Genomic DNA, 22398 nt, shown 5'->3' on the forward strand with positions numbered 1-22398 from the left:
TTGCTGCTTGTTTGCCCGCTCCACCGGGCAGTTTTCCGTGTTTTTTATTCAGTGCCGGGATCGATAGGGTAAAGGGACCCAACAGCAATAAAGGAATATTGCCCATGCGCACCACACCAGAGCCGGTCACCCTTACGGACAAACAAAAGCTGAGCTTTTTGCTCGATGCCACGGGCGACCTGGAGTCCGCTCGCGTATTGCAGAAAAACCTGCCCCCCGCACTGCTCAAAGTCAGTGCCGACACATTGGCGGCACTGGACAGGGCCGCGCGCAACCTGCACACGACCCAGACGCAAGTCGATACGGACATGAGCCGGCTTCAGCCGCTGAAGAGATTCTGCATTGACCGGTTGAACCGTGCCCTGAGCGCTCGCTGGTCAGCAGCGTTCGATGTCGAGAAAGACTATCTGGAGTTGCCGGGAAGCTATTGCGGCTGCGAACCCGTGACGCCGCCAGGAGGTGGCGCGGCAGTCATCCCGCCAGCCACCCCGACGTTGCTGGACGCCGCGATGCAGAACTTTACTGAAGATGAGGCCGGAGCCGATTATTTCCCCGAGGGCAGCGTAGTGCGCATTGCCAGTGTGCCCGGAGGTATTAGCGGCCTGACACCGGGGGCGTTCGCCGAATTCTGCCGAAACCTTGATCTCGGAAAACAATACCAGGCGCATTTTCAGGAGGTTTTCGGGGGCAGGGAGATCAACGGCATTTGGGGCGCCACCGGCACTGTGGTTCGCAACATCACCTTGATGAAAAAGCAGTTGCTGCAAGTGGATCTGCATCTGGCACTTATGAAGGAACACGTGTCCCGGGACGGTTTTCAGACGATTCAGCAACTGATGAATGCCGCAGGTGTGGCGAGTGCGCAAAACCTTCAGTACCGAGGCAGACCGTTGATCATGCAGGGGATCGAACTGCTCGACAGCTGCATCTGGGGCGTCGTGGTGTTTTCCGAGCGTTCGGTCGAGCTGGAGCCGGATCAATGGTGCCTGGTCTACATGCCCGGCAATCCCGATCACCCACTCTACGAGTACTCCAGTTTCACTGCATTCATCGCGTATCTGGAATTCAGACTGGGAGTGGGCAGCTTCAAAAGCTACTTTTCGCACTGTATCGGTGAAGTCGACAAGGCTGACTTTTTCAGCACCCTTGCAAGTACCGGTAGTCTGGGTCACGTCAAACAGCTGGAAATAACCGACTCGCTGTTTGACTTCATGCTCAAGAGCCATGTCGGCAAGCTGCAACTCGATGCCCGTTCGCTCGTCGTGCCGACTGCCGACATTGATGAGGAGGAGCGCAAGAAGCGCTTGCTCCATTACCTGGAGCTTGGCATGACTGTCGCCAATGTGGCGGGGCTCTTCGTGCCGGTACTTGGGCAGTTGATGATGGGGGTCGCTATAGGTCAAATGCTCGCGGAGGTGTACGAAGGCGTCGAGGATTGGAGTCGAGGTGACCGCCAGGAAGCGTTTACCCATTTGCTCAGTGTCGCTGAAAACATTTTGCTGATGACTGCCGTGGGCGCCGGGATCAAGGGCGTGAAATCCCTGATGATCACGACGGTTCGCAAACATCCGGATTTTTTTCAGCCGTTCACCGCGATACTCAACCGCCAGGCCCAGGCTCGGTTATGGAAGCCGGACCTGCGCAGTTATGAACAGTCGTTGCCGACAGCGGCGACGGTCGAGCCCGATGCGCAGGGACGGTACCGGATCGACGACCAGACCTTCGTTCGCATCGATCACCCTTTCTACGAAGTAGTCCAGGAACCCGCTACCAACACCTGGCGCATCCGGCATCCCGGGCGTCCCGATGCCTACGCTCCGGCACTGGAGTACAGCAACCATGGAGGCTGGCGCCACACTTTCGAGGAGACCGAACGCTGGAGTGGTGCCTACATGCTCAAACGCATCGATTCGGGACTGGCGGCCATCGACGACAGTCGCCTTGAGATGATCCTACAGTTGACGGACACCGATCTTAGCGATCTGCAGCGTCTGTTCGACAGCAAACTGCCGTTACCTGCACGTCTGCGTGACACGCTCGAGCGTTTCAGGCTCGAACGCCGACTGCGTGATTTCGTGACCTCGATGGAAGCCGGCGAAACGAGCGACGCCCGCTACTCCGAGGAGCAGTTGCAGGCTCTGCCCCGTCTCGCCAACTGGCCTGCCGATCGCTACATCAAGGTCGTTGATGAAAATGCCAACGTCACCGCGACCTTTCCTCCTGGTTCGATTGACGATGACACCGTGAGCGTCGTTGTGAGTCACGCACAACTGGAAAAGGGCGAGTTGTTGCAGACGGTCATCGACGGCTTGTACCCCCGGGAAGTGCAGGCGCTGATTGGCACGAGCGTTGCCCCGGACGATGCCTGCGCACAGTTGGCGAAAGTGATCGGGGCCGCGGTCAAGGCTGATCGCAGATTGACGTTCGATCATCTCTATCGACGCTACGATCGAGCGGCCGCCGGTGAGTTGCTCAAATTGCGCGATGCCTGTCCCGATCTGCCGGTGCGATACGCGAAGGAGTTGCTCAGGCACACGCCGAGCGTCGAACGGATGCACTTGCGCAGCACCGGGCGGATCCCCATGGGGCTGGCACAGAGAGCTCGTCAGGCCACGAGCGATGTGCGTGTTGATCGAGCGTTGACGGGGTTTTACCTGGCCGATATCGCCAGCACCGACACTGACAAACTGGCTGTCCGGTTTTTGCCGAAGCTCAATGGATGGGATCCTGAGTTCTATCTGGAATTGCGAGCGCAAAAGCTGAGCGGTGAGTTGCTGGATGCATCAGGCGATAAACCGCTGGTCACGTCGAGTTCATGCACATTAGTGAGACTCGACAATGGTTACGAAGTGTTTGGCAGTGACGGGAAATCGCTGGGGCGCGTGGCTCACGGGTCGGAAAGTCTCTATCTGGCGATTCTCAAGGGGCTTTCGTTGCGCCAGCGCAAGGCCATCGGATTTGCGGAGTCGAGGGCTGACGATGGTGGGCGTCTGCGCCGAAAACTTCTGGATTGTGCCTCGGATGAGCGTGAAGGTTCGTCCCGGTTACTGGCGGGAGGGCAGTTGCAAGCGGAGATCTCCGAACCTGTATGTACGCTCGCCGACTCGCCCGTCGAGCCGGCAACACATTCGCGTCGATTGATACGCAAAGTGAAAAAACTGTATCCCTCGTTTACCGATCAGCAGGCCGGCGAGTTTCTTGATCAGTTGGGCAATGATCATCTGACTCGGGCCATTCGGGTCAGGGCGTTGCAGGACGAACTCCGAAGACTGCGTGAGGTGACGGATGTCTGGATGGAAGACGTTGCATCCATGAAGGCACTGGGTGGTGATCTGGGTGAGTTGCGCGATTGCCGAAAGATTGTGGCTCATGAGATCCAATATAGTTTTTGTCGGCTGGTTTTCCAGCGCGATGGATTTCAGCGCCCGGTCTATGGCCTGAGCCTGGATGGCATGCGCTGCGGCAAGCTACCGACCCTGCCGGTCGGTTTGACCTTCGACCATGTCAGGCATCTGTCACTGCAAAACATGAAGCTGGACAACGATGTCGCCTACTTTCTCAAGGCCTTCAGGCAGGTCGAGTCCCTCGGGCTGGACAGCAACCAGCTGACTCTGCTGCCTGAGGTCATTTCGCACATGCCGAACCTCAAGCATTTGAGTCTGGAAAACAACCGGATTCAACTGACAGAACATACACTGGTGAAGCTGTCCCGATTGCGTGGATTGGAAAGCCTGAATTTGAGCGGAAACCGCCTTGGAGCCACGGTAGATGTTGGCGGTTTGTTCGAGCTGAATCATCTTTACCTGCGTAACACCCGTGCCACTGAGCTGCCCAAGGGGTTGCAGCTTCTGCCTAATCTGAAACGGGTGGATCTGCGTGACAACGATATCCGTGATCTGCCTGCCTGGCTCTTTGAAACCTCCAGGCGTTTCAGCGAAACGATCAATCTGCGCAATAATCCGATTTCCGGCGCCAGCAGGATCCAACTTGATACCTACCGCGAAACAGTGGGTGTCGGCATGGGATACCTGGAAAACGACATCCCACGACTTGATGAAAACCTGGCGCGTTCAATCTGGTTGACCGAGACCGGAGGGGCGGTGGGCTCCCGGCATCTGCAGACCTGGACTGCAATCAAGGATGATCCGGTCGCTGAAGGTCTGTTTCAGTTGCTGGCAGAGCTGGGCAACTCAGCCGAGTCGGAACACGTACGCGAAGACATGTCGCGTCGGGTCTGGAACGTCCTGGAAGCAACACAGACCGATGTCGAATTGCGCCAGCAGATTTTCGATCTGGCAGCCAATCCGATCAATTGCACGGATAACGCGGCGCTGAATTTCAGTCATCTGGAGGTCGCCGTGCAAGTCCACCATGTGACCCGGGCTTCCCGTGGTCGGCCGCCTTCGGCGGCGTCGCTGATGAAGTTGGCAAGGGGATTGTTCCGGCTTGAGCAGCTCGATCGGATAGCCACAGAGTACTCGGTAAAACACAACTCACCCGATCCTCTGGAGGTGGCTCTGGCTTACCGCTCCGGGCTGGCGGAGTCACTCGAGTTGCCCGGGCAGCCCTCGCACATGCGATATGCGGCGATTGCCGAGGTGACAGGGGCCGATCTGGTAGAAGCCATCAACAGAGTCCAGACCGCCGAGCTTTCTTCACAGTGGTTGAAGTTTCTGGTTCGTCAGCCCTTTTGGAGCGATTACGCGAAAAGCAGCTTCGCACAGCAGTTTGAAGACGCTCGCGCACCACATCACGAGGAGGCCCTGGCATTGTTCGAGAAGGCTGAGGAGCTCAACTCTGCAGACTATCTGAGCGAAATGAACCTGTGCGCCAGCCGACTGGAGCAGACCGAAAGTGCCTTGCTCGAACGGTTGACCGAGCAAGTGATACGGCTGGTTGAGGGCAATATCTGTCTATTGCCCGGTGGTTGATCCCGATCCGGGGGTACCGGGTCATTTGCCCCGGATCAGTCGCCGCAAGGCAAACCGATTCGGATGACACGCCTCTGCAACGCTTCTGGGCAGGGGCAGCGGTTCATCATTCAGCCACCCTGCGAGCAATTCGCCGGACAGTGGCGCGGTAATCAGTCCTCGAGAACCGTGGCCGCTGTTTACGTATAGACCGTCCAGCCAAGGGCAGGCGATATCCGGTACCTGCCGTGCGTCTTTTCCCAGGACGGCATAGGTGCGGTCAAAGGCTTCGCGGTCGGCAAGGGGACCGACGATCGGCAGGTAATCGGGGCTGGTGCAGCGGAACGCGGCGCGGCCCTCGAGGGTTTCTGCAGGCTGTTCGGCCATGTGCAGACGCTGCACCAGGTCGCTGGAAATCTCCTCAAGCATCGCCAGATTGCCCAGGTGTTCGGCGGTGGTCGGGGTCAGGTCATCGCTACTGAAGTCGAAGCTGGCGCCGAGGGTGTGTTCGCCAAGACGTGCGGGCGCGACATAACCTTCGGCGCAGACCACGGTGCGCAGCGCCTGACTCTCGGCGGTTTGCGGCAGGCGGGTGATCTGCCCGCGAATGCGCTTGAGCGGCAGCTTGGCACTCTGTGCAAAACGTTTGATCTCTGCGGCGCCGGCCAGCACCACCACCGGCGCGCTGGCGAGCAGATGATCGCCGTCGAGCGCTTGCCACTGCCCGTCGACCTTACGCAGTTCCAGCGCTTCATGATGTTTGAGCAGTTCGATGTTCGGTTGCGCGGCTTGTGCCCGACACAGCGCCGGCGGATGCACCCAGCCACCTTCGGGGTAGTACAGGCCGCCATGGGCCAGACCGATGCCGGCCCGGGTTTCGGCTTGCGGCTGATCCAGCCAGTGCAGCAGGTCTTCGGGGAATGCCGCAGCCAGTTGCGCGTGACGCTCGGCTTCCTTGGCATTGAACGCCATTTGCAGCACGCCGCAAGCGTCCCAATCCGTGCCGCGTTGCAGGGTTTCCAGCAGGCGGCGGGTGTAGCCGAAGCCGCTGACGATCAGTTGCGATAACGCCGTGCCGTGGGCCGACAATTTCAGGTAGAGCACGCCCTGCGGATTGCCCGAGGCTTCCTGCGCCACGGCGTCGTGCCGCTCGAGCAAACTCACGTGCCAACCACGTGCGGCGAGACTGGCAGCACTGGCACAACCGGCCAGTCCGGCGCCGATCACCAGCGCCCGGCGCTCAGCGTTCAGCGGGGCAGGGCGGGCGAACCACGGTTTGTCCGGCAGCGGTGGCGCGACGTCCTGTGGCCAGCCGAGGAACTCGCCACGGAGGATTTCCCACTTGTGGCCAATGCCTGGCGTGCGCTTCATCTTGAACCCGGCGGCATTCAGCAGGCGCCGCACCCAGCCGGTGCTGGTGAAGGTGCTGATGGTCGAGCCCGGCGCGGCCAGGCGCGCGAGTTCGCTGAACAGTTCGGCGGTCCACATCTCGGGGTTTTTTGCCGGGGCGAAACCGTCGAGAAACCACGCGTCGATCTGCGCATCGAGTTGCGGCAGTTGCTCCAGCGCATCGCCGATCAGCAGCGTCAGCGTCACCCGGCCATGGTCCAGAACGATCCGTTGAAAACCCTGATGGATCGCCACGTAATGCTTCAGCAACTGATCGGCCAAAGGTTTGAGTTGCGGCCACAGGGCCAGGGCCCGTTGCAGATCGGCCGGACTCAACGGGTACTTTTCGACGCTGACAAAATGCAGCCGCGCACCGGCCAACGCGTGTTGCTCGAACAACTGCCAGGCGCAGAGAAAATTCAGCCCGGTGCCGAACCCGGTTTCGCCGATCACCAGTCGCCCGTGCGCCGGCAAAGCAGCGAAACGTTCGGCCAGCCGGTTCTGTTCGAGGAACACGTAGCGGGTTTCCTCCAGCCCCGACTGGTCGGAAAAATACACATCATCGAACACCCGCGAACGCGGGCGTCCCTGGTCATCCCAGTCGAGTTGGGCGTGGGGCAATACAGGTTTCATGGCAGGCTCGGCAACGACAAGGCGGCCATTCTAGCCGATTGGGGGGAGGGTGCTTGATCCGTGGCAAGGCGGGCGGCGGCAGTCTAGAAGACAATCGACAATTTAAGCACTGACACAGAACCCCTGTGGTGAGGGGATTGATCCCCGATGGGCTGCGAAGCGGCCCCAAAACCATTCACCTTTCAGATGCAGGATTGCGACTGCTGCGCAGCCGATCGGGGATGAATCCCCTCACCACAGAGTTTTTCTTGAAGCCAAAAGGAGCGGAATTTCTCTGCCGCGCCCATGCCCAATCCGCTAGTCTTGCTCAATCCTGGAAGGAGCCGTCCCCATGTTTGAATCCGCTGAAATCGGTCACGCCATCGACAAAGAAACCTACGACGCGGCGGTGCCTGCGCTGCGTGAAGCACTGCTGGAAGCGCAGTTCGAGTTGCAGCAGCAGAAGCGTTTCCCGGTGATCATTCTGATTAACGGTATTGAAGGCGCGGGCAAGGGCGAGACCGTCAAGTTGCTCAACGAGTGGATGGATCCGCGCCTGATCGAGGTGCGCACCTTCGATCAGCAGACCGATGAAGAACTGGCGCGGCCACCGGCCTGGCGCTATTGGCGGATGCTTCCGGCGAAAGGGCGGATGGGGATTTTCTTCGGCAACTGGTACAGCCAGATGCTCCAGGGTCGGGTCCATGGGCTGTTCAAGGATCCGCGTCTGGATCAGGCGATTGCCGGGGCCGAGCGTCTGGAAAAGATGCTCTGCGATGAAGGCGCGCTGATCTTCAAGTTCTGGTTCCACCTGTCCAAGAAACAGATGAAGGCGCGGCTCAAGGCTCTGGCCGACGACCCGCTGCACAGCTGGCGCATAAGCCCGCTGGACTGGCAGCAATCGCAGACCTACGACAAGTTCGTCAAATACGGCGAGCGTGTGTTGCGCCGCACCAGCCGCGACTACGCGCCATGGCACATCATCGAAGGCATGGACGCCAATTACCGCAGTCTGGCGGTCGGCAAGATCCTCCTCGAAGGTTTGCAAAACGCGCTCAAACGGCCACAGGTGCACCCCGAGCAGGTCAGTGCGGCACCGCTGGGCACGGCAGTCGATCAACTGAACCTGCTCGACAGCCTCGACCTCACTCAGCAGCTGGACAAGAAAGACTACGAGGAACAACTGATCACCGAGCAGGCGCGACTGTCCGGGCTGATGCGTGACAAGCGCATGCGTCGCCACGCCTTGGTGGCGGTGTTCGAAGGCAACGACGCGGCAGGCAAGGGCGGGGCGATCCGTCGGGTGGCGGCAGCGCTCGATCCGCGTCAGTACAACATCGTGCCGATTGCCGCGCCGACTGAAGAAGAGCGCGCGCAACCGTACCTGTGGCGTTTCTGGCGGCACCTGCCGGCGCGCGGCAAGTTCACCGTGTTCGATCGCTCCTGGTATGGCCGGGTGCTGGTGGAGCGGGTCGAAGGCTTTTGCAGCACGGCCGACTGGCTGCGCGCCTACAGCGAGATCAATGACTTCGAAGAGCAACTGACCGATGCCGGAGTCATCGTGGTCAAATTCTGGCTGGCGATCGACAAGGACACGCAGATGGAGCGTTTCAAGGAGCGTGAAGACATACCCTTCAAGCGCTTCAAGATCACCGAAGACGACTGGCGCAACCGCGACAAGTGGGACGACTATCGCGCGGCAGTGGGCGATATGGTCGACCGCACCAGCACCGAGATTGCCCCGTGGACGCTGGTCGAGGCCAATGACAAGCGCTGGGCCCGGGTCAAGGTGCTGCGCACGCTCAACCGCGCGCTCGAAGAGGCGTTCGAGAAGTCCGACAAACATGCGAAAAAGCACAAGGACTGAGCCGATGGGCACGCATACGCCGGGTGAATGATTGTCGCGGTCGGCAGTGGGGTGGACTTATTCTCGGTCCACTCTCTCCGACAACAACAATTGAGGTATGCCATGCGTGAAGTGGTGATCGTCGACAGCGTGCGGACCGGCCTGGCCAAGTCCTTCCGCGGCAAGTTCAACCAGACCCGTCCCGACGACATGGCGGCCCATTGCGTCAACGCGCTGCTGTCGCGCAACGACATCGATCCGGCCAGCGTCGAGGACTGCATCGTCGGCGCCGGTTCCAACGAAGGCGCGCAGGGTTACAACATCGGCCGCAACGTCGCGGTGCTGTCGCGGCTGGGCACCCAGGTGGCTGGCATGACCCTCAATCGGTTCTGCTCCTCGGGTCTGCAGGCGATCGCGATTGCCGCCAACCAGATTGCCTCCGGGTGCAGCGACATCATCGTCGCCGGCGGCGTCGAATCGATCAGCCTGACCCTGAAAAGCGTCAACACCGATCACCTGATCAACCCGTTGCTCAAGCAACAGGTGCCGGGCATCTATTACACGATGGGCCAGACCGCCGAAGTGGTCGCGCGCCGGTATGCAGTCAGCCGCGAGGCGCAGGATCGTTATGCGCTGCAAAGCCAGTTGCGCACCGCCCAGGCGCAGGCCGCCGGGGTGTTCAATGACGAGATCGTGCCGATGGCGGTCAAGTACCGGGTCGAGGATAAAAACAGCGGTGAGGTACAGATTCTCGATGGCGTCGTCGATCACGACGACTGCAACCGCCCGGACACCACCTACGAGAGCCTCGCTGGCTTGAAACCGGTATTTGCCGACGACGGTTCGGTGACGGCCGGCAACTCGTCGCAGCTGTCTGACGGCGCCTCGATGACACTGGTGATGAGCCTGGAAAAGGCCCTGCAACTGGGACTCAAGCCCAAGGCGTTTTTTCGTGGTTTCACCGTCGCCGGCTGCGAGCCGGACGAGATGGGCATCGGCCCGGTGTTCTCGGTGCCGAAACTGCTCAAGGCCAAAGGCCTGCAGGTGGCGGATATCGATCTGTGGGAACTCAACGAGGCGTTTGCGTCGCAGTGCCTGTACGCGCGTAATCGGCTGGAGATCGATAACGACAAATACAACGTCAACGGCGGTTCGATTTCCATCGGCCACCCGTTCGGCATGACCGGGTCACGGCAGGTCGGGCATCTGGTGCGCGAGTTGCAGCGGCGCAATCTGCGTTACGGCATCGTGACCATGTGCGTGGGTGGCGGGATGGGGGCGACGGGGTTGTTTGAGGCGGTGCGTTAAGCCCGGAGATAGTTATCGCCTTCAAAGCCGCCATCGCTGGCAAGCCAGCTCCCACAGGTTGTGAGGTGTTGCCTGTATTTTGTGAACACCCTCGAACCCTGTGGGAGCTGGCTTGCCAGCGATGGCATCAACCGGCTACCCGGTTGGAATCCTTAAGCTGCATCCGCGCGATATACGCGTGTATTTCCCGCTCGGCTTTCTCCGGGCTATCGAACGGCCCCTCAAGGGTGTTCTCCCGCGTGCTGAAATACAGTTCGCCATTGACCCGACACAGCCGGTCGCTGCGAAAGTGCGTGGCGGGGGCGCTGTCCTGAGCGCGCATTCCGTACATGATCGGCCTCCTTGAGTAATGCGTTGAAAGACGTTGCCTGAGCTTATGCCTGAAGCACTTGCCGCGCCCGTCGAGCTGATCAACGGTGAGCCGTCAAATTACCGTTGCGACCCGCACAGTTTCATTCGCGGCCTGGCCCGAACTGTCACTGTGTTGCGCCGGCGGGCGGGCCTAGAATGACCGCTCTTGTCAGCAGGCATTGGGGTTCGCATGCACATTTCATCCGGTCGCTGGGTTTACGGGCTGTTCCTGGCGCTGCTGACGGCGTTGCTCTGGGGCATTCTGCCGATCAAGCTCAAACAGGTGTTGCAGGTGATGGACCCGATCACCGTGACCTGGTTTCGCCTGCTGGTGTCCGGCGGCTGCCTGTTCATTTATCTGGCGTCGGTCCGGCGCTTGCCGAGTCGCAAGGCGCTCGGTCCCAGAGGCGGCTGGCTGGTGCTGATGGCGGTGCTGGGGCTGGTGGGCAACTACGTGCTGTACCTGATGGGGCTCAACCTGCTCAGCCCCGGCACCGCACAACTGGTGGTGCAGATGGGGCCGATCATGTTGCTGATTGCCAGTCTGTTTGTGTTCAAGGAGCGCTTCAGCATCGGTCAGGGCATTGGCCTGGCGGTGCTGCTGATCGGCTTTGTGCTGTTCTTCAATCAGCGTCTGGCGGAATTGCTCACCTCACTGTCGGACTACACCGCCGGCGTGTTGCTGGTGTTGCTGGCCTCGACGGTCTGGACGTTCTACGCTCTGGGGCAGAAGCAATTGCTCACGGTGTGGAATTCGTTGCAGGTGATGATGGTGATCTACCTGTTCTGCGCCTTGTTGCTGACGCCGTGGGTGCATCCGCTCAAGGCTCTGGAATTGAGCCCGTTGCAGGGCTGGCTGTTGCTGGCCTGCTGCATGAATACGCTGATCGCCTACGGCGCATTTGCCGAGGCGCTGGCGCATTGGGAGGCGTCGCGGGTCAGTGCGACCTTGGCGATCACGCCGTTGGTGACCTTCGGTGCGGTGGCGATGGCGGCGTGGATCTGGCCGGACTACGTGCATGCCGAGCAGATCAATGGTCTGGGTTATGGCGGGGCGGTGCTGGTGGTGCTGGGGTCGGCGCTGGTGGCGTTGGGGCCGTCGTTGCTGGCCGGGTTGAAGGCGCGGCGGATGCGGATGGCCTGAAAAGCAAAAGATCGCAGCCTGCGGCAGCTCCTACAGAGGAACGCATTCCAAACTGTAGGAGCTGCCGCAGGCTGCGATCTTTTGGCTGTTAACCCTTGGCGCCAGCCTCGATCATGTTCTCCGGCCGCACCCAGGCATCGAACTCTTCATCCGTCAGATAGCCCAGCTGCAACGCCGCCTCACGCAAGGTCAGGCCTTCGCTGTAGGCCTTCTTGGCGATTTCCGCCGACTTGTCGTAGCCGATGTGCGGGTTCAGCGCGGTCACCAGCATCAGCCCGCGTTCCAGGTGGCTGGCCATTACTCCGGCGTCCGGCTCGAGACCGGCGATGCAGTGCTGCTGGAAGTTGCTGCAGCCGTCGGCGAGCAGACGGATCGATTGCAGCAGGTTGTGGATGATCACCGGTTTGTACACGTTCAGCTGCAGGTGCCCCTGACTGGCGGCGATGCCGATGGTCACGTCGTTGCCCAGCACCTGGCAGGCGAGCATCGACAACGCTTCGCACTGGGTCGGGTTGACCTTGCCGGGCATGATCGAACTGCCCGGTTCGTTGGCCGGCAGCTTGACCTCGGCAAAGCCCGCGCGCGGGCCGGAGCCGAGCAGGCGCAGGTCGTTGGCGATTTTCATCAGCGCCACGGCGAGGGTCTTCAGCGCGCCGGACAGACTGGCCAGCGGTTCATGCCCGGCCAGTGCGGCAAACTTGTTCGGTGCGGTGACAAACGGCAGGCCGGACAGCGCGGCAAGTTCGGCGGCAATCGCTTCGCCAAAACCGTGCGGCGAATTCAGGCCGGTACCGACCGCGGTGCCGCCCTGCGCCAGTTCACACACCGCCGGCAGCGCCGCGCGGATCGCCCGTTCGGCGTAATCCAGTTGCGCGATGAACCCCGACAGTTCCTGACCGAAGGTGATCGGCGTCGCGTCCATCATGTGCGTGCGGCCGGTCTTCACCAGTTTCATGTGACGCGCGGCCAGTTCGGCCAGACCGCCGGACAGCTCGGCGATGGCCGGCAGCAATTGCTCCTGCACGGCTTTGGCGGTGGCGATGCTCATGGCGGTGGGGAAGCAGTCGTTGGAGCTTTGCGAGCGGTTGACGTGATCGTTCGGATGCACCGGCGTCTTGCCGCCGCGCGGGTTGCCGGCCAGTTCGTTGGCGCGGCCGGCAATCACTTCGTTGACGTTCATGTTGCTCTGGGTGCCGCTGCCGGTCTGCCAGACCACCAGCGGGAACTGATCGTCGTGCTGGCCGTCGAGGACTTCGTCGGCAGCCTGTTCGATCAGGCGGGCGATGTCGGCGGGCAGGTCGCCGTTGCGGTCATTGACCCGCGCGGCGGCTTTCTTGATCAGGGCCAGGGCGTGCAATACCGGTAGCGGCATGCGTTCCTGACCGATGGCGAAGTTGATCAGCGAGCGTTGCGTCTGAGCACCCCAGTAAGCGTCTTCCGGGACCTCGATCTGGCCCAGGCTGTCGGTTTCGATACGGCTCATCGTGCACACTCCTGTTGGTCTGTTTGCGCTGTTTAGGCCCGGTCAGGCCCGGGTGGTTCCGTCGAGCTGATTGTTGACCGGTAAAACCCGGCCAGGCAAGCACGGCAAGGGCCGGGGGTTGAGCCACGGGGTTTTTTAGGCGCAGAATGGTCGCCCTTGGGGTTTTACCTCGCCTAGCTGAAAAGGAAACTCGATGACTCGTCTTCGTGCCATCTGCACCGCGGTTGCACTGGTTTGCGCCAGCGGCCAGGTGCTTGCCGATACCGCCAGCCACAACGCCAGTGCCGAAGCATTCCTGACCCTGGCGCACGCTGACAAGCTGGGCACTCCGGTGTACATGCAAGTGCAGCAAATGTTCGCGCAGCGTTTTGAGCAAACCAAAGCGCCGGAATCCAAGAAAGCCGTACTGGAAACCTACCAGGCCAAGGCCAACGCCGCGCTGGATCAGGCCATCGGCTGGAACAAGCTCAAGCCTGACATGGTCAAGCTCTACACCAGCAACTTCAGCGAATCCGAGCTGAAAGACCTGGTCGCGTTCTACCAGTCGCCACTGGGCAAGAAAGTCCTGGAAAAAATGCCGCAGCTGACTCAGCAATCGGCCCAGATGACTCAGGCCAAACTGGAAAGCGCGGTGCCTGTGGTCAACAAGCTGCTCGACGATATGACCAACGAGCTGGCACCGAAAGGCGCTGCACCGGCCAAGAAGAAGTAAGCGGAGTTCGTGATGACCATGCAACAACGCATCGAATCGACGCTGGGCCTGCTTCAGCCTGAGCATCTGCAGGTGCTGGACGAAAGCCACATGCACAGTCGCGGGTTACAGACCCACTTCAAGGCCGTGGTGGTCAGCGCGCAGTTCGAAGGCCTGAACCGGGTCAAGCGCCACCAGAAAGTCTACGGCACGCTCGGCGAGCTGATGGGCGAGTTTCATGCGTTGGCGCTGCACACCTACACCCCGCAGGAATGGGCAGAAGTGGGCGCCGCTCCGGCGTCGCCGACTTGTGCAGGAGGAAAGCAGCGATAAGCTTCAAGCGGCAAGCTGCAAGCAGAATCAAAAGCAGCGACGTACTGCTTGCCGCTTGAAGCTTGGAGCTTGCAGCTGCTTTTTTGCTAGAATCCGCAACGCGCCGCTTAGCCGGCGCGTTTTTTTTGAATCCGGTTCACCCTTTGCGAGGGTAGCCACCTGGAGAAATACCCATGACACAACCGATTGTCGTGGCGGCACTGTATAAGTTCGTCACCCTCGAAAATTACGTCAACCTGCGCGAGCCGCTGCTGCAAGCGATGGTCGACAACGGTATCAAAGGTACCCTGCTGATCGCTGAAGAAGGCATCAACGGCACCGTGTCCGGCACTCGCGAAGGCATCGATGGCCTGCTCGCCTGGCTGAAGAACGATCCGCGCATGGTCGACATCGACCACAAAGAGTCGTACTGCGACGAGCAGCCGTTCTACCGCACCAAGGTCAAACTGAAGAAAGAAATCGTCACCCTCGGCGTGGAAGGCGTGGACCCGAATAAAAAGGTCGGCACCTATGTCGAGCCGCGCGACTGGAATGCGCTGATCAGCGACCCGGAAGTGCTGCTGATCGACACCCGCAATGATTATGAAGTGTCGATCGGCACCTTCGAAGGCGCCATCGATCCGAAAACCACCAGTTTTCGCGAATTCCCCGACTACATCAAAGAACACTTCGACCCGGCCGTGCACAAGAAAGTCGCGATGTTCTGCACCGGCGGCATTCGCTGCGAGAAAGCCTCGAGCTACATGCTGGGCGAGGGTTTCGAAGAGGTTTACCACCTCAAGGGCGGTATCCTGAAGTACCTCGAAGAGGTGCCGCAGGAACAAACCAAGTGGCAGGGCGACTGCTTCGTGTTCGACAACCGCGTGACCGTGCGTCACGACCTCAGCGAAGGCGACTACGATCAATGTCATGCCTGCCGCACGCCGGTCAGCGTTGAAGATCGCGCCTCCGAGCATTACGTGGCCGGCATCAGCTGCCCGCACTGCTGGGATACGCTGAGCGAGAAGACCCGCCGCAGTGCCATCGACCGGCAGAAGCAGATCGAACTGGCCAAGGCACGCAACATGCCGCACCCGATCGGCTACAACTATAAACAAGCATCCACCGAGGCTTAATCATGTCTGCGCGCCTGCTCTATGTGATGGATCCGATGTGTTCCTGGTGCTGGGGCTTCGCTCCGGTCGCCAAGGCACTGGTCGAGCAGGCGCAGGCAGCCGGGGTGGAACTGCATCTGGTGGTCGGCGGCTTGCGCACCGGCAGCGGTGCGGCGCTGGAACCGACCACGCGGCGCTACATTCTTGAGCACTGGCAGGCGGTCACCGAGGCCACGGGCCAGCACTTCAAGTTCGACGGCGCGCTGCCCGACGGCTTCGTCTACGACACCGAACCGGCCTGTCGGGCGATCGTCACCGCGCGCAGCCTGGCACCGGATTGCGCGTGGACGCTGGTGGGGCTGATCCAGAAGGCGTTTTACGTTGAAGGGCGCGACGTCACCCAGGCCAGTGTGCTGGTGGAGCTGGCCGAGCAGGCCGGTGTGCCGCGCATCGAATTTGCCGGCCTGTTCGATCATGCCGATCAACACAAGGCTACGCAGGCCGATTTCACTTGGGTGCAGGATCTGGGCATCGCCGGATTTCCCACCTTGCTCGCCGAACGCAATGGCCAACTGGCGTTGCTGACCAACGGCTATCAACCGCTCAGTGAGCTTTCGCCATTGCTCGGCCGCTGGCTGGAGCGTCTGGCCTGTGCCTGACCGGGCCGCTGACACGCCAGCCGTAGAGCGTGTCGACCGGCTGAGCTGGGCAGAAGTCCGGCGTCTGGCACTGCATCACAAGAAATCCCTGTGGATCGCCAACGGCGTGGCCGTTCTGGCGACGCTGTGCAGCGTGCCGATTCCGTTGCTGCTGCCGTTGCTGGTGGACGAAGTCCTGCTCGGCCACGGCGACGCCGCGCTGAAAGTCATGAACCAGGTGCTGCCATCGATGTGGCAGCAGGCTGCGGGCTACATTGGCCTGATGCTGCTGGTGACTCTGACCCTGCGTTGTAGCGCCCTGTGTTTTGGCGTGTTGCAGGCGCGGCTGTTTGCGCGGCTGGCGAAAGACATCGTCTACCGCATTCGCGTGCGCCTGATCGAACGCCTCAAGCGTATTTCTCTCGGTGAGTACGAAAGCCTTGGCAGCGGCACGGTGACCACGCACCTGGTCACCGATCTGGACACCCTCGACAAGTTCGTCGGCGAAACCCTCAGCCGCTTTCTGGTGGCGATGCTGACCCTGGTCGGCACCGCCAGCATCCTGATGTGGATGCACTGGAAACTGGCGCTGCTGATCCTGCTGTTCAACCCGCTGGTGATCTACGCCACGGTGCAGTTGGGCAAGCGGGTCAAGCACCTGAAGAAACTGGAGAACGACAGCACCTCGCGTTTCACCCAGGCCCTGAGTGAAACCCTCGATGCGATCCAGGAAGTGCGTGCCGGCAACCGTCAGGGCTTCTTCCTCGGCCGACTCGGGCAGCGCGCCCAGGAAGTGCGCGACTACGCGGTCAACTCGCAGTGGAAAACCGATGCCTCGAACCGCGCCAGCGGTCTGCTGTTCCAGTTCGGCATCGACATCTTCCGCGCCGCCGCCATGCTCACGGTGCTGTTCTCCGACCTGTCGATCGGCCAGATGCTCGCGGTGTTCAGTTACCTGTGGTTCATGATCGGTCCGGTCGAACAACTGCTCAATCTGCAATACGCCTACTACGCGGCGGGCGGTGCGCTGGCGCGGATCAACGAACTGCTGGCCCGCGCTGACGAGCCGCAGTATCCGGGTGGCGTCGATCCGTTCAAGGGCCGCGAAACCGTGGGCATCGAAGTGCAGGGGCTGAGCTTTGGTTACGGCGACGAACTGGTGGTGGATCAGATGAACCTGTCGATCGCCCCCGGTGAAAAAGTCGCGATTGTCGGTGCCAGCGGCGGTGGAAAAAGCACCTTGGTGCAGTTGCTCCTGGGGCTGTACACGCCAGTGGCCGGGACGATCCGCTTTGGTGGTTCGACCCAGCAGGAAATCGGTCTGGAAACCGTGCGCGAAAACGTCGCGGTGGTGCTGCAACATCCGGCCTTGTTCAACGATACCGTGCGCGCCAACCTGACCATGGGCCGCAGCCGCAGCGACGAAGCCTGCTGGCAGGCACTGGAAATCGCCCAGTTGGAGGCGACCATCCGTGCCTTGCCGGATGGCCTCGACAGCATCGTCGGCCGCTCCGGCGTGCGCCTGTCCGGTGGTCAGCGCCAGCGGCTGGCGATTGCGCGGATGATTCTCGCCGAGCCGAAAGTGGTGATCCTCGATGAAGCCACCTCGGCCCTCGATGCCGCCACCGAGTACAACCTGCATCAGGCCATGGCGAAATTCCTCCATGGCCGCACCACGTTGATCATTGCCCATCGTCTGTCGGCGGTGAAACAGGCAGATCGCGTGCTGGTGTTCGACGGCGGGCAAGTGGCCGAAGACGGCGATCACCAGCAGTTGATCGCCGACGGTGGCTTGTACGCCAGACTCTACGGACATCTGCAGCAGCACTGAGCCTCTGCGAAGCGCTGGCTGAACGTTATCTCGGCTGCCTGGGACGCTGGCCCCAGATCACGTTCAGGTCGGCAATCTGCCGATCCTGCCCGAAGCCTTTGATGATGATCGAGCACGAGTCACAGGGCGGCAGGGTGGTGACCACATTGGCCGAACGTAGATCGCCCTGGTTCGGAAACTTTTCCCGGATGAAGGCCACCAGCTTGCTTTCGCTGTCGACAGATGTCGCGCGCTCGAGGATATCGGTGCGCGCCGGATGAGTCACCGGATGGGGAATCGACAGCAGCGCCTCATCATTCGCCAGGCTGAGTGCTTCAGGGGCGCTGCGTTGCCTGAGTCCGTCGACGTTGAAATAGGACGTGTCGCCTTGGTTGACCACTTTACGCCGGCCGGAACTGAACAGCGGTAAATGCCGCGTGTTGTCGCCTGCGCCGGATACGCTGACGTAGACCTGTTTTGCGCCTGTGGCGGTCACCACGTCGGCATAGGCAATGTTGCGCAGCGATTGCCGTGAGTCGCCGGTCAGACTTTGCAGATCGATCATCGCCTGATCTATCGCTTGCGCACGGGATGACGCGCGGCTCGACCTTGCAAACAACGCATCGAACCTGTCGCCAATGGCACGTTGCAACCGGGTGCTGGTCTCGGTGCTTCTGCTCCATGTTCTGGCGCCGTCTGCCAGCGTCACCACCGTCGCTCGCGTCGGACCATCGAACAGCAGTGATGAGGCTGGGTAAGCCGTCACCCGTACCCAATGGAGTTCTTCCCACGGCCTGGATGGCGCGCCAATCGTCACCGCGTACTCGTTGATCGTGTCCAGGGCCCGATGAACCTGCTCGCGCCCGTGAATACGCACCATGTTGTTGGCATTCAACGAGCCAATATAGATGCGCCGCAGCTCGCGGGCGGCGGTATCAGCCAGTAATTCCTGGGCGGACACCTTGCTCATTTGCAGCGTCTGCTGAAGATCGTCCGTGGCGGCAAGCTTGGCCATGTAGTAGTCATTCATGTTCAAGCAGGTAAATACATAGCGATGATTGCCGTCCTTGCTGTAGACAATCAGCGCTCCCACTTCATGCACATCGTCGATGCCGACGGCACTGCCATTGACCTTCAGACCGGCAAATATTCCTTCCTGAAACTGCAGGCGGGCGTTGAGGGTGGTTCTGGCAATGGGCCTGAGGGAATTGAGCCCGATCGCGGCAGGCTGTCCCCGGTAAGGATGGAGTTCATTGCCCCTGGCTCGATAGATTGTGTTTTCGTAGTTCAGCAGTCGGTAGGGCCGGGTTGGCGTGGCCGCAGAAGCCGTGAATGTACCGTCACCGAACCATGGCGCCCAGCTGTCGTGCTCCGAGAAGCTGCCCATCGCCGGCCGCACGGCGGGGGAGTCGTTATTGGCGAATTTTTCTATACAAGGTTGATTGGGAACCCGGCGTGTGCGGCATGGCACGCGTTTCAGTGTCTGACTTGCATCCAGGCTGTCGACACGCCGCAAGGCATGGTTCTGCACCCGGTAGGCCACGTCGTCTATCCAGACTGCGGTTCTTCCGTCCTGTTGCAGCGCTTTTTTGATGCGAGCGGCTTTGGCCACCGCATACAGTTCTTCGTGATGAGTGGTGTCTATTCGTCGATAAAACGAGCGGCCTACGGAGACGTCGGAGCTGAGCAGTCGCGGTCCGAAAGGTCTGCCCGAGAGAGGATCGACGGCATGGAAGGCCGGCATTGCAGCCGTGCCGGTCTGGCGTATCGGGACGTCTTCAATGCCTCTCACCGTACCCAGACGATCCCCCGACGTGGCTGGTTTCCAGCGTCCTGCATCACGCGCCTGTGGCAAGCTTCGCGCCACATCGTAATGTCCGGCTGAACGTCGCATGACTTTCAGCGTGAACAAACCGGACTTGATGTACCTGAGCGCACGTGATCCCAGGGATTTGAGCAACAGTCCAATGCCGCCCAGCGGATTCAATGCTTGCAAGGTGAGCGTCGACACCTCTTTGCTCAGGGTGGCCAGGGCCGCGAGCCGGGCGGAAGTGCCCAGGCTTCTGCTATTGAAGAGCAGGTTGCTCATGCCGCCAGCCATTTTGCCGACAGGGACGCTGAAGACTGCCAACTCCATCCCGATGCCAAAGGCGCCATTGACGTTGCGTTCAATATCGTCAGAGCGCACGTCTTCCACGGATTTCCAGAAGGGTACGAATAACTTGCCGATGTTCTGGGCGCGCTCGCGAGAGGTCTTTTCGCGGTCAAAGGCGGTTTCCCCATACGCGGCGCTGCGCAGCGCTTTTGGATCAACGAACAGTAGCTCGCTGGCAATGAAATGACTGATGTCCCGGGTTCGTTTTGAATCGATGGTCAGTGCCGGATCTTGCAGCGTTTCGATCGTGTCTGGAGCGAGGAAGGTACTGCCCAACGGCTCGATGATTGCCTCGCAATGGCTGCCCGGGCGTGGCTGGCTGCCTGTGGCGTGGGCTTGCCAGTCAAACGGTAGCGTCTTGTGGCTCAAGACTTCGACCTGATAGGGCTGGGTGCCGGCACTCCAGGTTGCGGATTTGAGCTGACCGCCGAACAGGCCGGGGTCGAGGTTATCGATGCGCCGAATAATCCCGGCGCGCGGAAGCAATTCAAATGTACGGGTTGTGGCGTTATGCGAAGACACTAACAACAGCCCGTTACGCGCGCGTCGCGGCAGTATTTTTTCCGGCGTCTCATGTTTGGCCTGGATGTTGTAGGTTTCCTTGCGCAGGGAGTGGATCGTGAGCTTGCCGAATTCCAGTGATTCACGGTCAGTGTAAGAAAGGGATGTCAGCAGGTTTTTTATCAATAACTCATAGGCCTCGGTCAATGAGCGGATATGCCTGCTGAAGTGCGTTTCAAACAGCGTCCTGGCGTTGCATACCGTGTTGTATGCGCGCGAAGAGTTCGTGTCGCCGATGTGCAACTTTCGTTGCTCGTCCAGCCAGATGTAAAACATTATCCTGTTGGTGTTTTTTTCTATAACGGCCCATGGCGCCGCCTTGTCAAAGTTATCGTCAGCCACCACCTCCGCCGGTGAGTATCTTTTTGCCCAATTGAGGTATCGAGTCCAGCTCGCCAGTTCATGGTCGTCCCAGAAAGTGTCCTTGTTCGCAGCATGACGCGTGATCGCCGCTAAATCGTGGGTCACGATCTCTTGTGCAATCGACAGGCGGGTTGGCGTCGCTTCGTTAAGCTTCTTGACCGCCTCGCCCAGGGATTTGCTGTACTCATCCACTTTGCTCAGCGCCTGCTCAATTTGCGCATAGGTGTATTCGTCGGCACTCTGCTCGGGAAGAAGAGCCTGGCTGATTGCCCAGTCCAGGGTGGGCTGCAACATTGCCAGACTGACCCCGTACAGTTGCTCTTGCTCCGTACGCCCATGGCTTTCAAAAGGCAGATTCTTCAGGGTGCGGAAGGACTTTCTGTCGAGCGCCTGCGGATCGCTGAAGCCAACAAGATTTACTCCGGTGACAAAATTGATCCATTCCACGGATCCTTTGTAGGTCAACTCCTGCGGTATGTCCTTGACGCGAAAATCGCTCGGAAACTCGCAGAGGAACAGTCTGGCCATGACGATGGCTTCCTTGTCCGATGCGGCTCTTCCCGAGCGTCGTAAATGCTCTTCAAACGCTCGCCATATTGCGCGGTAACTTTTCCCCCAATTGTCCCTGGATTGCAGCGAATAGCCGGCAATACCCGGCGTCTGGATGATTCTTGTGGCGTACCAGATGCGCAGCGCCTGTGCCGTCAACTGAATGCGAACGCGCTCAGAGGATTGCTCTCCTGCGACGCCGCCGTACCATTTCATGGTGGTCAGTAACAGGTCGCCCAGTGCTCGTGCCTGCGGACTGTTGAGGATCTTTTGCAGGAAAACCGTCGGAAGTGGTCGAATCGCTTCAAGCGCATTGGACGAAAGGATATCGTTGGCCAGGTGAGTCAGGGGCGAGGTGACGCCACCCGGTAAAAAGGTCTGAATCACCCGCTTGATTTCACCGGTGATGAATTGCCTCTGCAACTCATCCGAGAACGCTCCGCCTTGAACCGAAACCTGTCGATCATTCTCCGTCAACGCCGGCATGAGATCGAACAAGTCGAAATCGTCTTCCAGTCCCAGTTGCAAGTTTGCAACCTTCTCCTCAACAGCCGAGATTGCGGCTTGATGCTGTGCCGATTCGGCCGGGTCCCATGCCGACAACCCATAGAAAGTGGCCATTCGCGGTGCGGCAACCTGACCGTCAAGACGCAGCTGCCCGCCGAGGGTAGTTACGGCTTTTTCGATCTCGGCGCGTAATTCCTGCCACTTGGCAATGCTGTCCAGCACTAACTGACTATCGCCGCCACCTTCGATATCTGAAACTTCGCAAACAAGGCGGGTGTCCTTGAGAGTGACTACCAGAACGTTTGGATCAATGTTTTTACTGCGGCACAGTGCCTGATAGTCGGGGTCGTCGAGCAATCGTTTCAATGTGCTCAGCCCGACTTGATGCTCTTGGTGCAGAGGTGAAAAAGGCTTTGGTTGTAGCAATTTTTGCTTCAGTTGAGCAAGGGTGAAAGACTGCTCGCGCAAAGCCGACAGCAGTTGCTGGTAATCCTCAAGCTGCGCCTGATGGAGTTGAGCGGTATCTGGGGCGGTGGTGGCGGGGGGAATGTCCGTTTCGATTTCTTGCATGGTGGCTTCCGTAACCTTGTCGGATCCCCGGCACGTTTGCAGGGACTGGAGGTCGATTACACCAACCGGCACGATGTTATGTGG

General features: G+C 60.1%; 13 protein-coding genes. 9 read left to right on the top strand and 4 right to left on the bottom strand.

Features of this window, described 5'->3' with window-relative positions:
* Positions 1-104 precede the first annotated feature (104 nt).
* A complete protein-coding gene (locus ACXR0M_RS17165; RefSeq protein ID WP_458832998.1) occupies positions 105-4931 on the top strand; it encodes an NEL-type E3 ubiquitin ligase domain-containing protein in 4827 nt (1608 codons plus the stop codon).
* Between the two features lie 21 nt (positions 4932-4952).
* Here the strand turns inward: ACXR0M_RS17165 and mnmC are convergent, their stop codons facing one another.
* Entirely contained in the window at positions 4953-6932 is a 1980-nt protein-coding gene (mnmC, locus tag ACXR0M_RS17170; protein ID WP_458832999.1) for a bifunctional tRNA (5-methylaminomethyl-2-thiouridine)(34)-methyltransferase MnmD/FAD-dependent 5-carboxymethylaminomethyl-2-thiouridine(34) oxidoreductase MnmC, read from the bottom strand.
* 331 nt (positions 6933-7263) lie between these two features.
* Between mnmC and pap the strand changes: the two genes are divergently transcribed.
* Together pap and ACXR0M_RS17180 are read left to right on the top strand one after the other, a co-directional pair.
* Positions 7264-8778, top strand: coding sequence for a polyphosphate:AMP phosphotransferase (pap, locus tag ACXR0M_RS17175; protein ID WP_458833000.1), 1515 nt, complete (start codon positions 7264-7266; stop codon positions 8776-8778).
* A 102-nt stretch (positions 8779-8880) separates the two neighbouring features.
* A complete protein-coding gene (locus tag ACXR0M_RS17180) occupies positions 8881-10065 on the top strand; it encodes a thiolase family protein (RefSeq protein WP_458833001.1) in 1185 nt (394 codons plus the stop codon).
* A 127-nt stretch (positions 10066-10192) separates the two neighbouring features.
* Here ACXR0M_RS17180 and ACXR0M_RS17185 read toward each other — a convergent pair whose 3' ends face one another.
* Positions 10193-10396 (bottom strand): DUF6316 family protein, encoded by a 204-nt coding sequence (locus ACXR0M_RS17185; protein ID WP_458833002.1) that lies wholly within the window; start codon positions 10394-10396, stop codon positions 10193-10195.
* Positions 10397-10606: 210 nt separating this feature from the next.
* Here ACXR0M_RS17185 and ACXR0M_RS17190 point away from each other — a divergent pair, with 210 nt between their 5' ends.
* A complete protein-coding gene (locus ACXR0M_RS17190; protein ID WP_458833003.1) occupies positions 10607-11560 on the top strand; it encodes a DMT family transporter in 954 nt (317 codons plus the stop codon).
* An 88-nt stretch (positions 11561-11648) separates the two neighbouring features.
* On the opposite strand, the gene ACXR0M_RS17195 is transcribed toward ACXR0M_RS17190, so the two are convergent.
* Positions 11649-13043, bottom strand: coding sequence for a class II fumarate hydratase (locus tag ACXR0M_RS17195; protein ID WP_458833004.1), 1395 nt, complete (start codon positions 13041-13043; stop codon positions 11649-11651).
* A 193-nt stretch (positions 13044-13236) separates the two neighbouring features.
* On the opposite strand from ACXR0M_RS17195, the gene ACXR0M_RS17200 reads away from it, so the two are divergent.
* From ACXR0M_RS17200 to ACXR0M_RS17220, 5 genes are all read left to right on the top strand, one after another.
* A complete protein-coding gene (locus ACXR0M_RS17200) occupies positions 13237-13755 on the top strand; it encodes a DUF2059 domain-containing protein (protein WP_003226938.1) in 519 nt (172 codons plus the stop codon).
* Positions 13756-13767: 12 nt separating this feature from the next.
* Positions 13768-14067 (top strand): BolA family protein, encoded by a 300-nt coding sequence (locus tag ACXR0M_RS17205; protein WP_458556389.1) that lies wholly within the window; start codon positions 13768-13770, stop codon positions 14065-14067.
* A gap of 173 nt (positions 14068-14240) precedes the next feature.
* The gene (trhO, locus tag ACXR0M_RS17210) at positions 14241-15182 is read left to right on the top strand and encodes an oxygen-dependent tRNA uridine(34) hydroxylase TrhO (protein WP_458833005.1); all 942 of its coding nucleotides are present in this window, start codon (positions 14241-14243) and stop codon (positions 15180-15182) included.
* A 35-nt stretch (positions 15183-15217) separates the two neighbouring features.
* The gene (locus ACXR0M_RS17215; protein WP_458833139.1) at positions 15218-15820 is read left to right on the top strand and encodes a DsbA family protein; all 603 of its coding nucleotides are present in this window, start codon (positions 15218-15220) and stop codon (positions 15818-15820) included.
* A complete protein-coding gene (locus ACXR0M_RS17220; protein WP_458833006.1) occupies positions 15813-17630 on the top strand; it encodes an ABC transporter ATP-binding protein in 1818 nt (605 codons plus the stop codon). Before ACXR0M_RS17215 ends, ACXR0M_RS17220 begins: the two co-directional genes overlap by 8 nt.
* 25 nt (positions 17631-17655) lie before the next feature.
* Here the strand turns inward: ACXR0M_RS17220 and ACXR0M_RS17225 are convergent, their stop codons facing one another.
* Positions 17656-22314 (bottom strand): hypothetical protein, encoded by a 4659-nt coding sequence (locus ACXR0M_RS17225; protein WP_458833007.1) that lies wholly within the window; start codon positions 22312-22314, stop codon positions 17656-17658.
* Positions 22315-22398 lie beyond the last annotated feature (84 nt).

Source organism: Pseudomonas sp. Eth.TT006 (assembly GCF_054456575.1).

Excerpts from the sequence above, each read along its gene's own strand:
- ACXR0M_RS17165 (WP_458832998.1), top strand. The coding sequence starts at position 105 with ATGCGCACCACACCAGAGCCGGTCACCCTTACGGACAAACAAAAGCTG.
- mnmC (WP_458832999.1), bottom strand. The coding sequence starts at position 6,932 with ATGAAACCTGTATTGCCCCACGCCCAACTCGACTGGGATGACCAGGGA.
- pap (WP_458833000.1), top strand. The coding sequence starts at position 7,264 with ATGTTTGAATCCGCTGAAATCGGTCACGCCATCGACAAAGAAACCTAC.
- ACXR0M_RS17180 (WP_458833001.1), top strand. The coding sequence starts at position 8,881 with ATGCGTGAAGTGGTGATCGTCGACAGCGTGCGGACCGGCCTGGCCAAG.
- ACXR0M_RS17185 (WP_458833002.1), bottom strand. The coding sequence starts at position 10,396 with ATGTACGGAATGCGCGCTCAGGACAGCGCCCCCGCCACGCACTTTCGC.
- ACXR0M_RS17190 (WP_458833003.1), top strand. The coding sequence starts at position 10,607 with ATGCACATTTCATCCGGTCGCTGGGTTTACGGGCTGTTCCTGGCGCTG.
- ACXR0M_RS17195 (WP_458833004.1), bottom strand. The coding sequence starts at position 13,043 with ATGAGCCGTATCGAAACCGACAGCCTGGGCCAGATCGAGGTCCCGGAA.
- ACXR0M_RS17200 (WP_003226938.1), top strand. The coding sequence starts at position 13,237 with ATGACTCGTCTTCGTGCCATCTGCACCGCGGTTGCACTGGTTTGCGCC.
- ACXR0M_RS17205 (WP_458556389.1), top strand. The coding sequence starts at position 13,768 with ATGACCATGCAACAACGCATCGAATCGACGCTGGGCCTGCTTCAGCCT.
- trhO (WP_458833005.1), top strand. The coding sequence starts at position 14,241 with ATGACACAACCGATTGTCGTGGCGGCACTGTATAAGTTCGTCACCCTC.
- ACXR0M_RS17215 (WP_458833139.1), top strand. The coding sequence starts at position 15,218 with ATGTGTTCCTGGTGCTGGGGCTTCGCTCCGGTCGCCAAGGCACTGGTC.
- ACXR0M_RS17225 (WP_458833007.1), bottom strand. The coding sequence starts at position 22,314 with ATGCAAGAAATCGAAACGGACATTCCCCCCGCCACCACCGCCCCAGAT.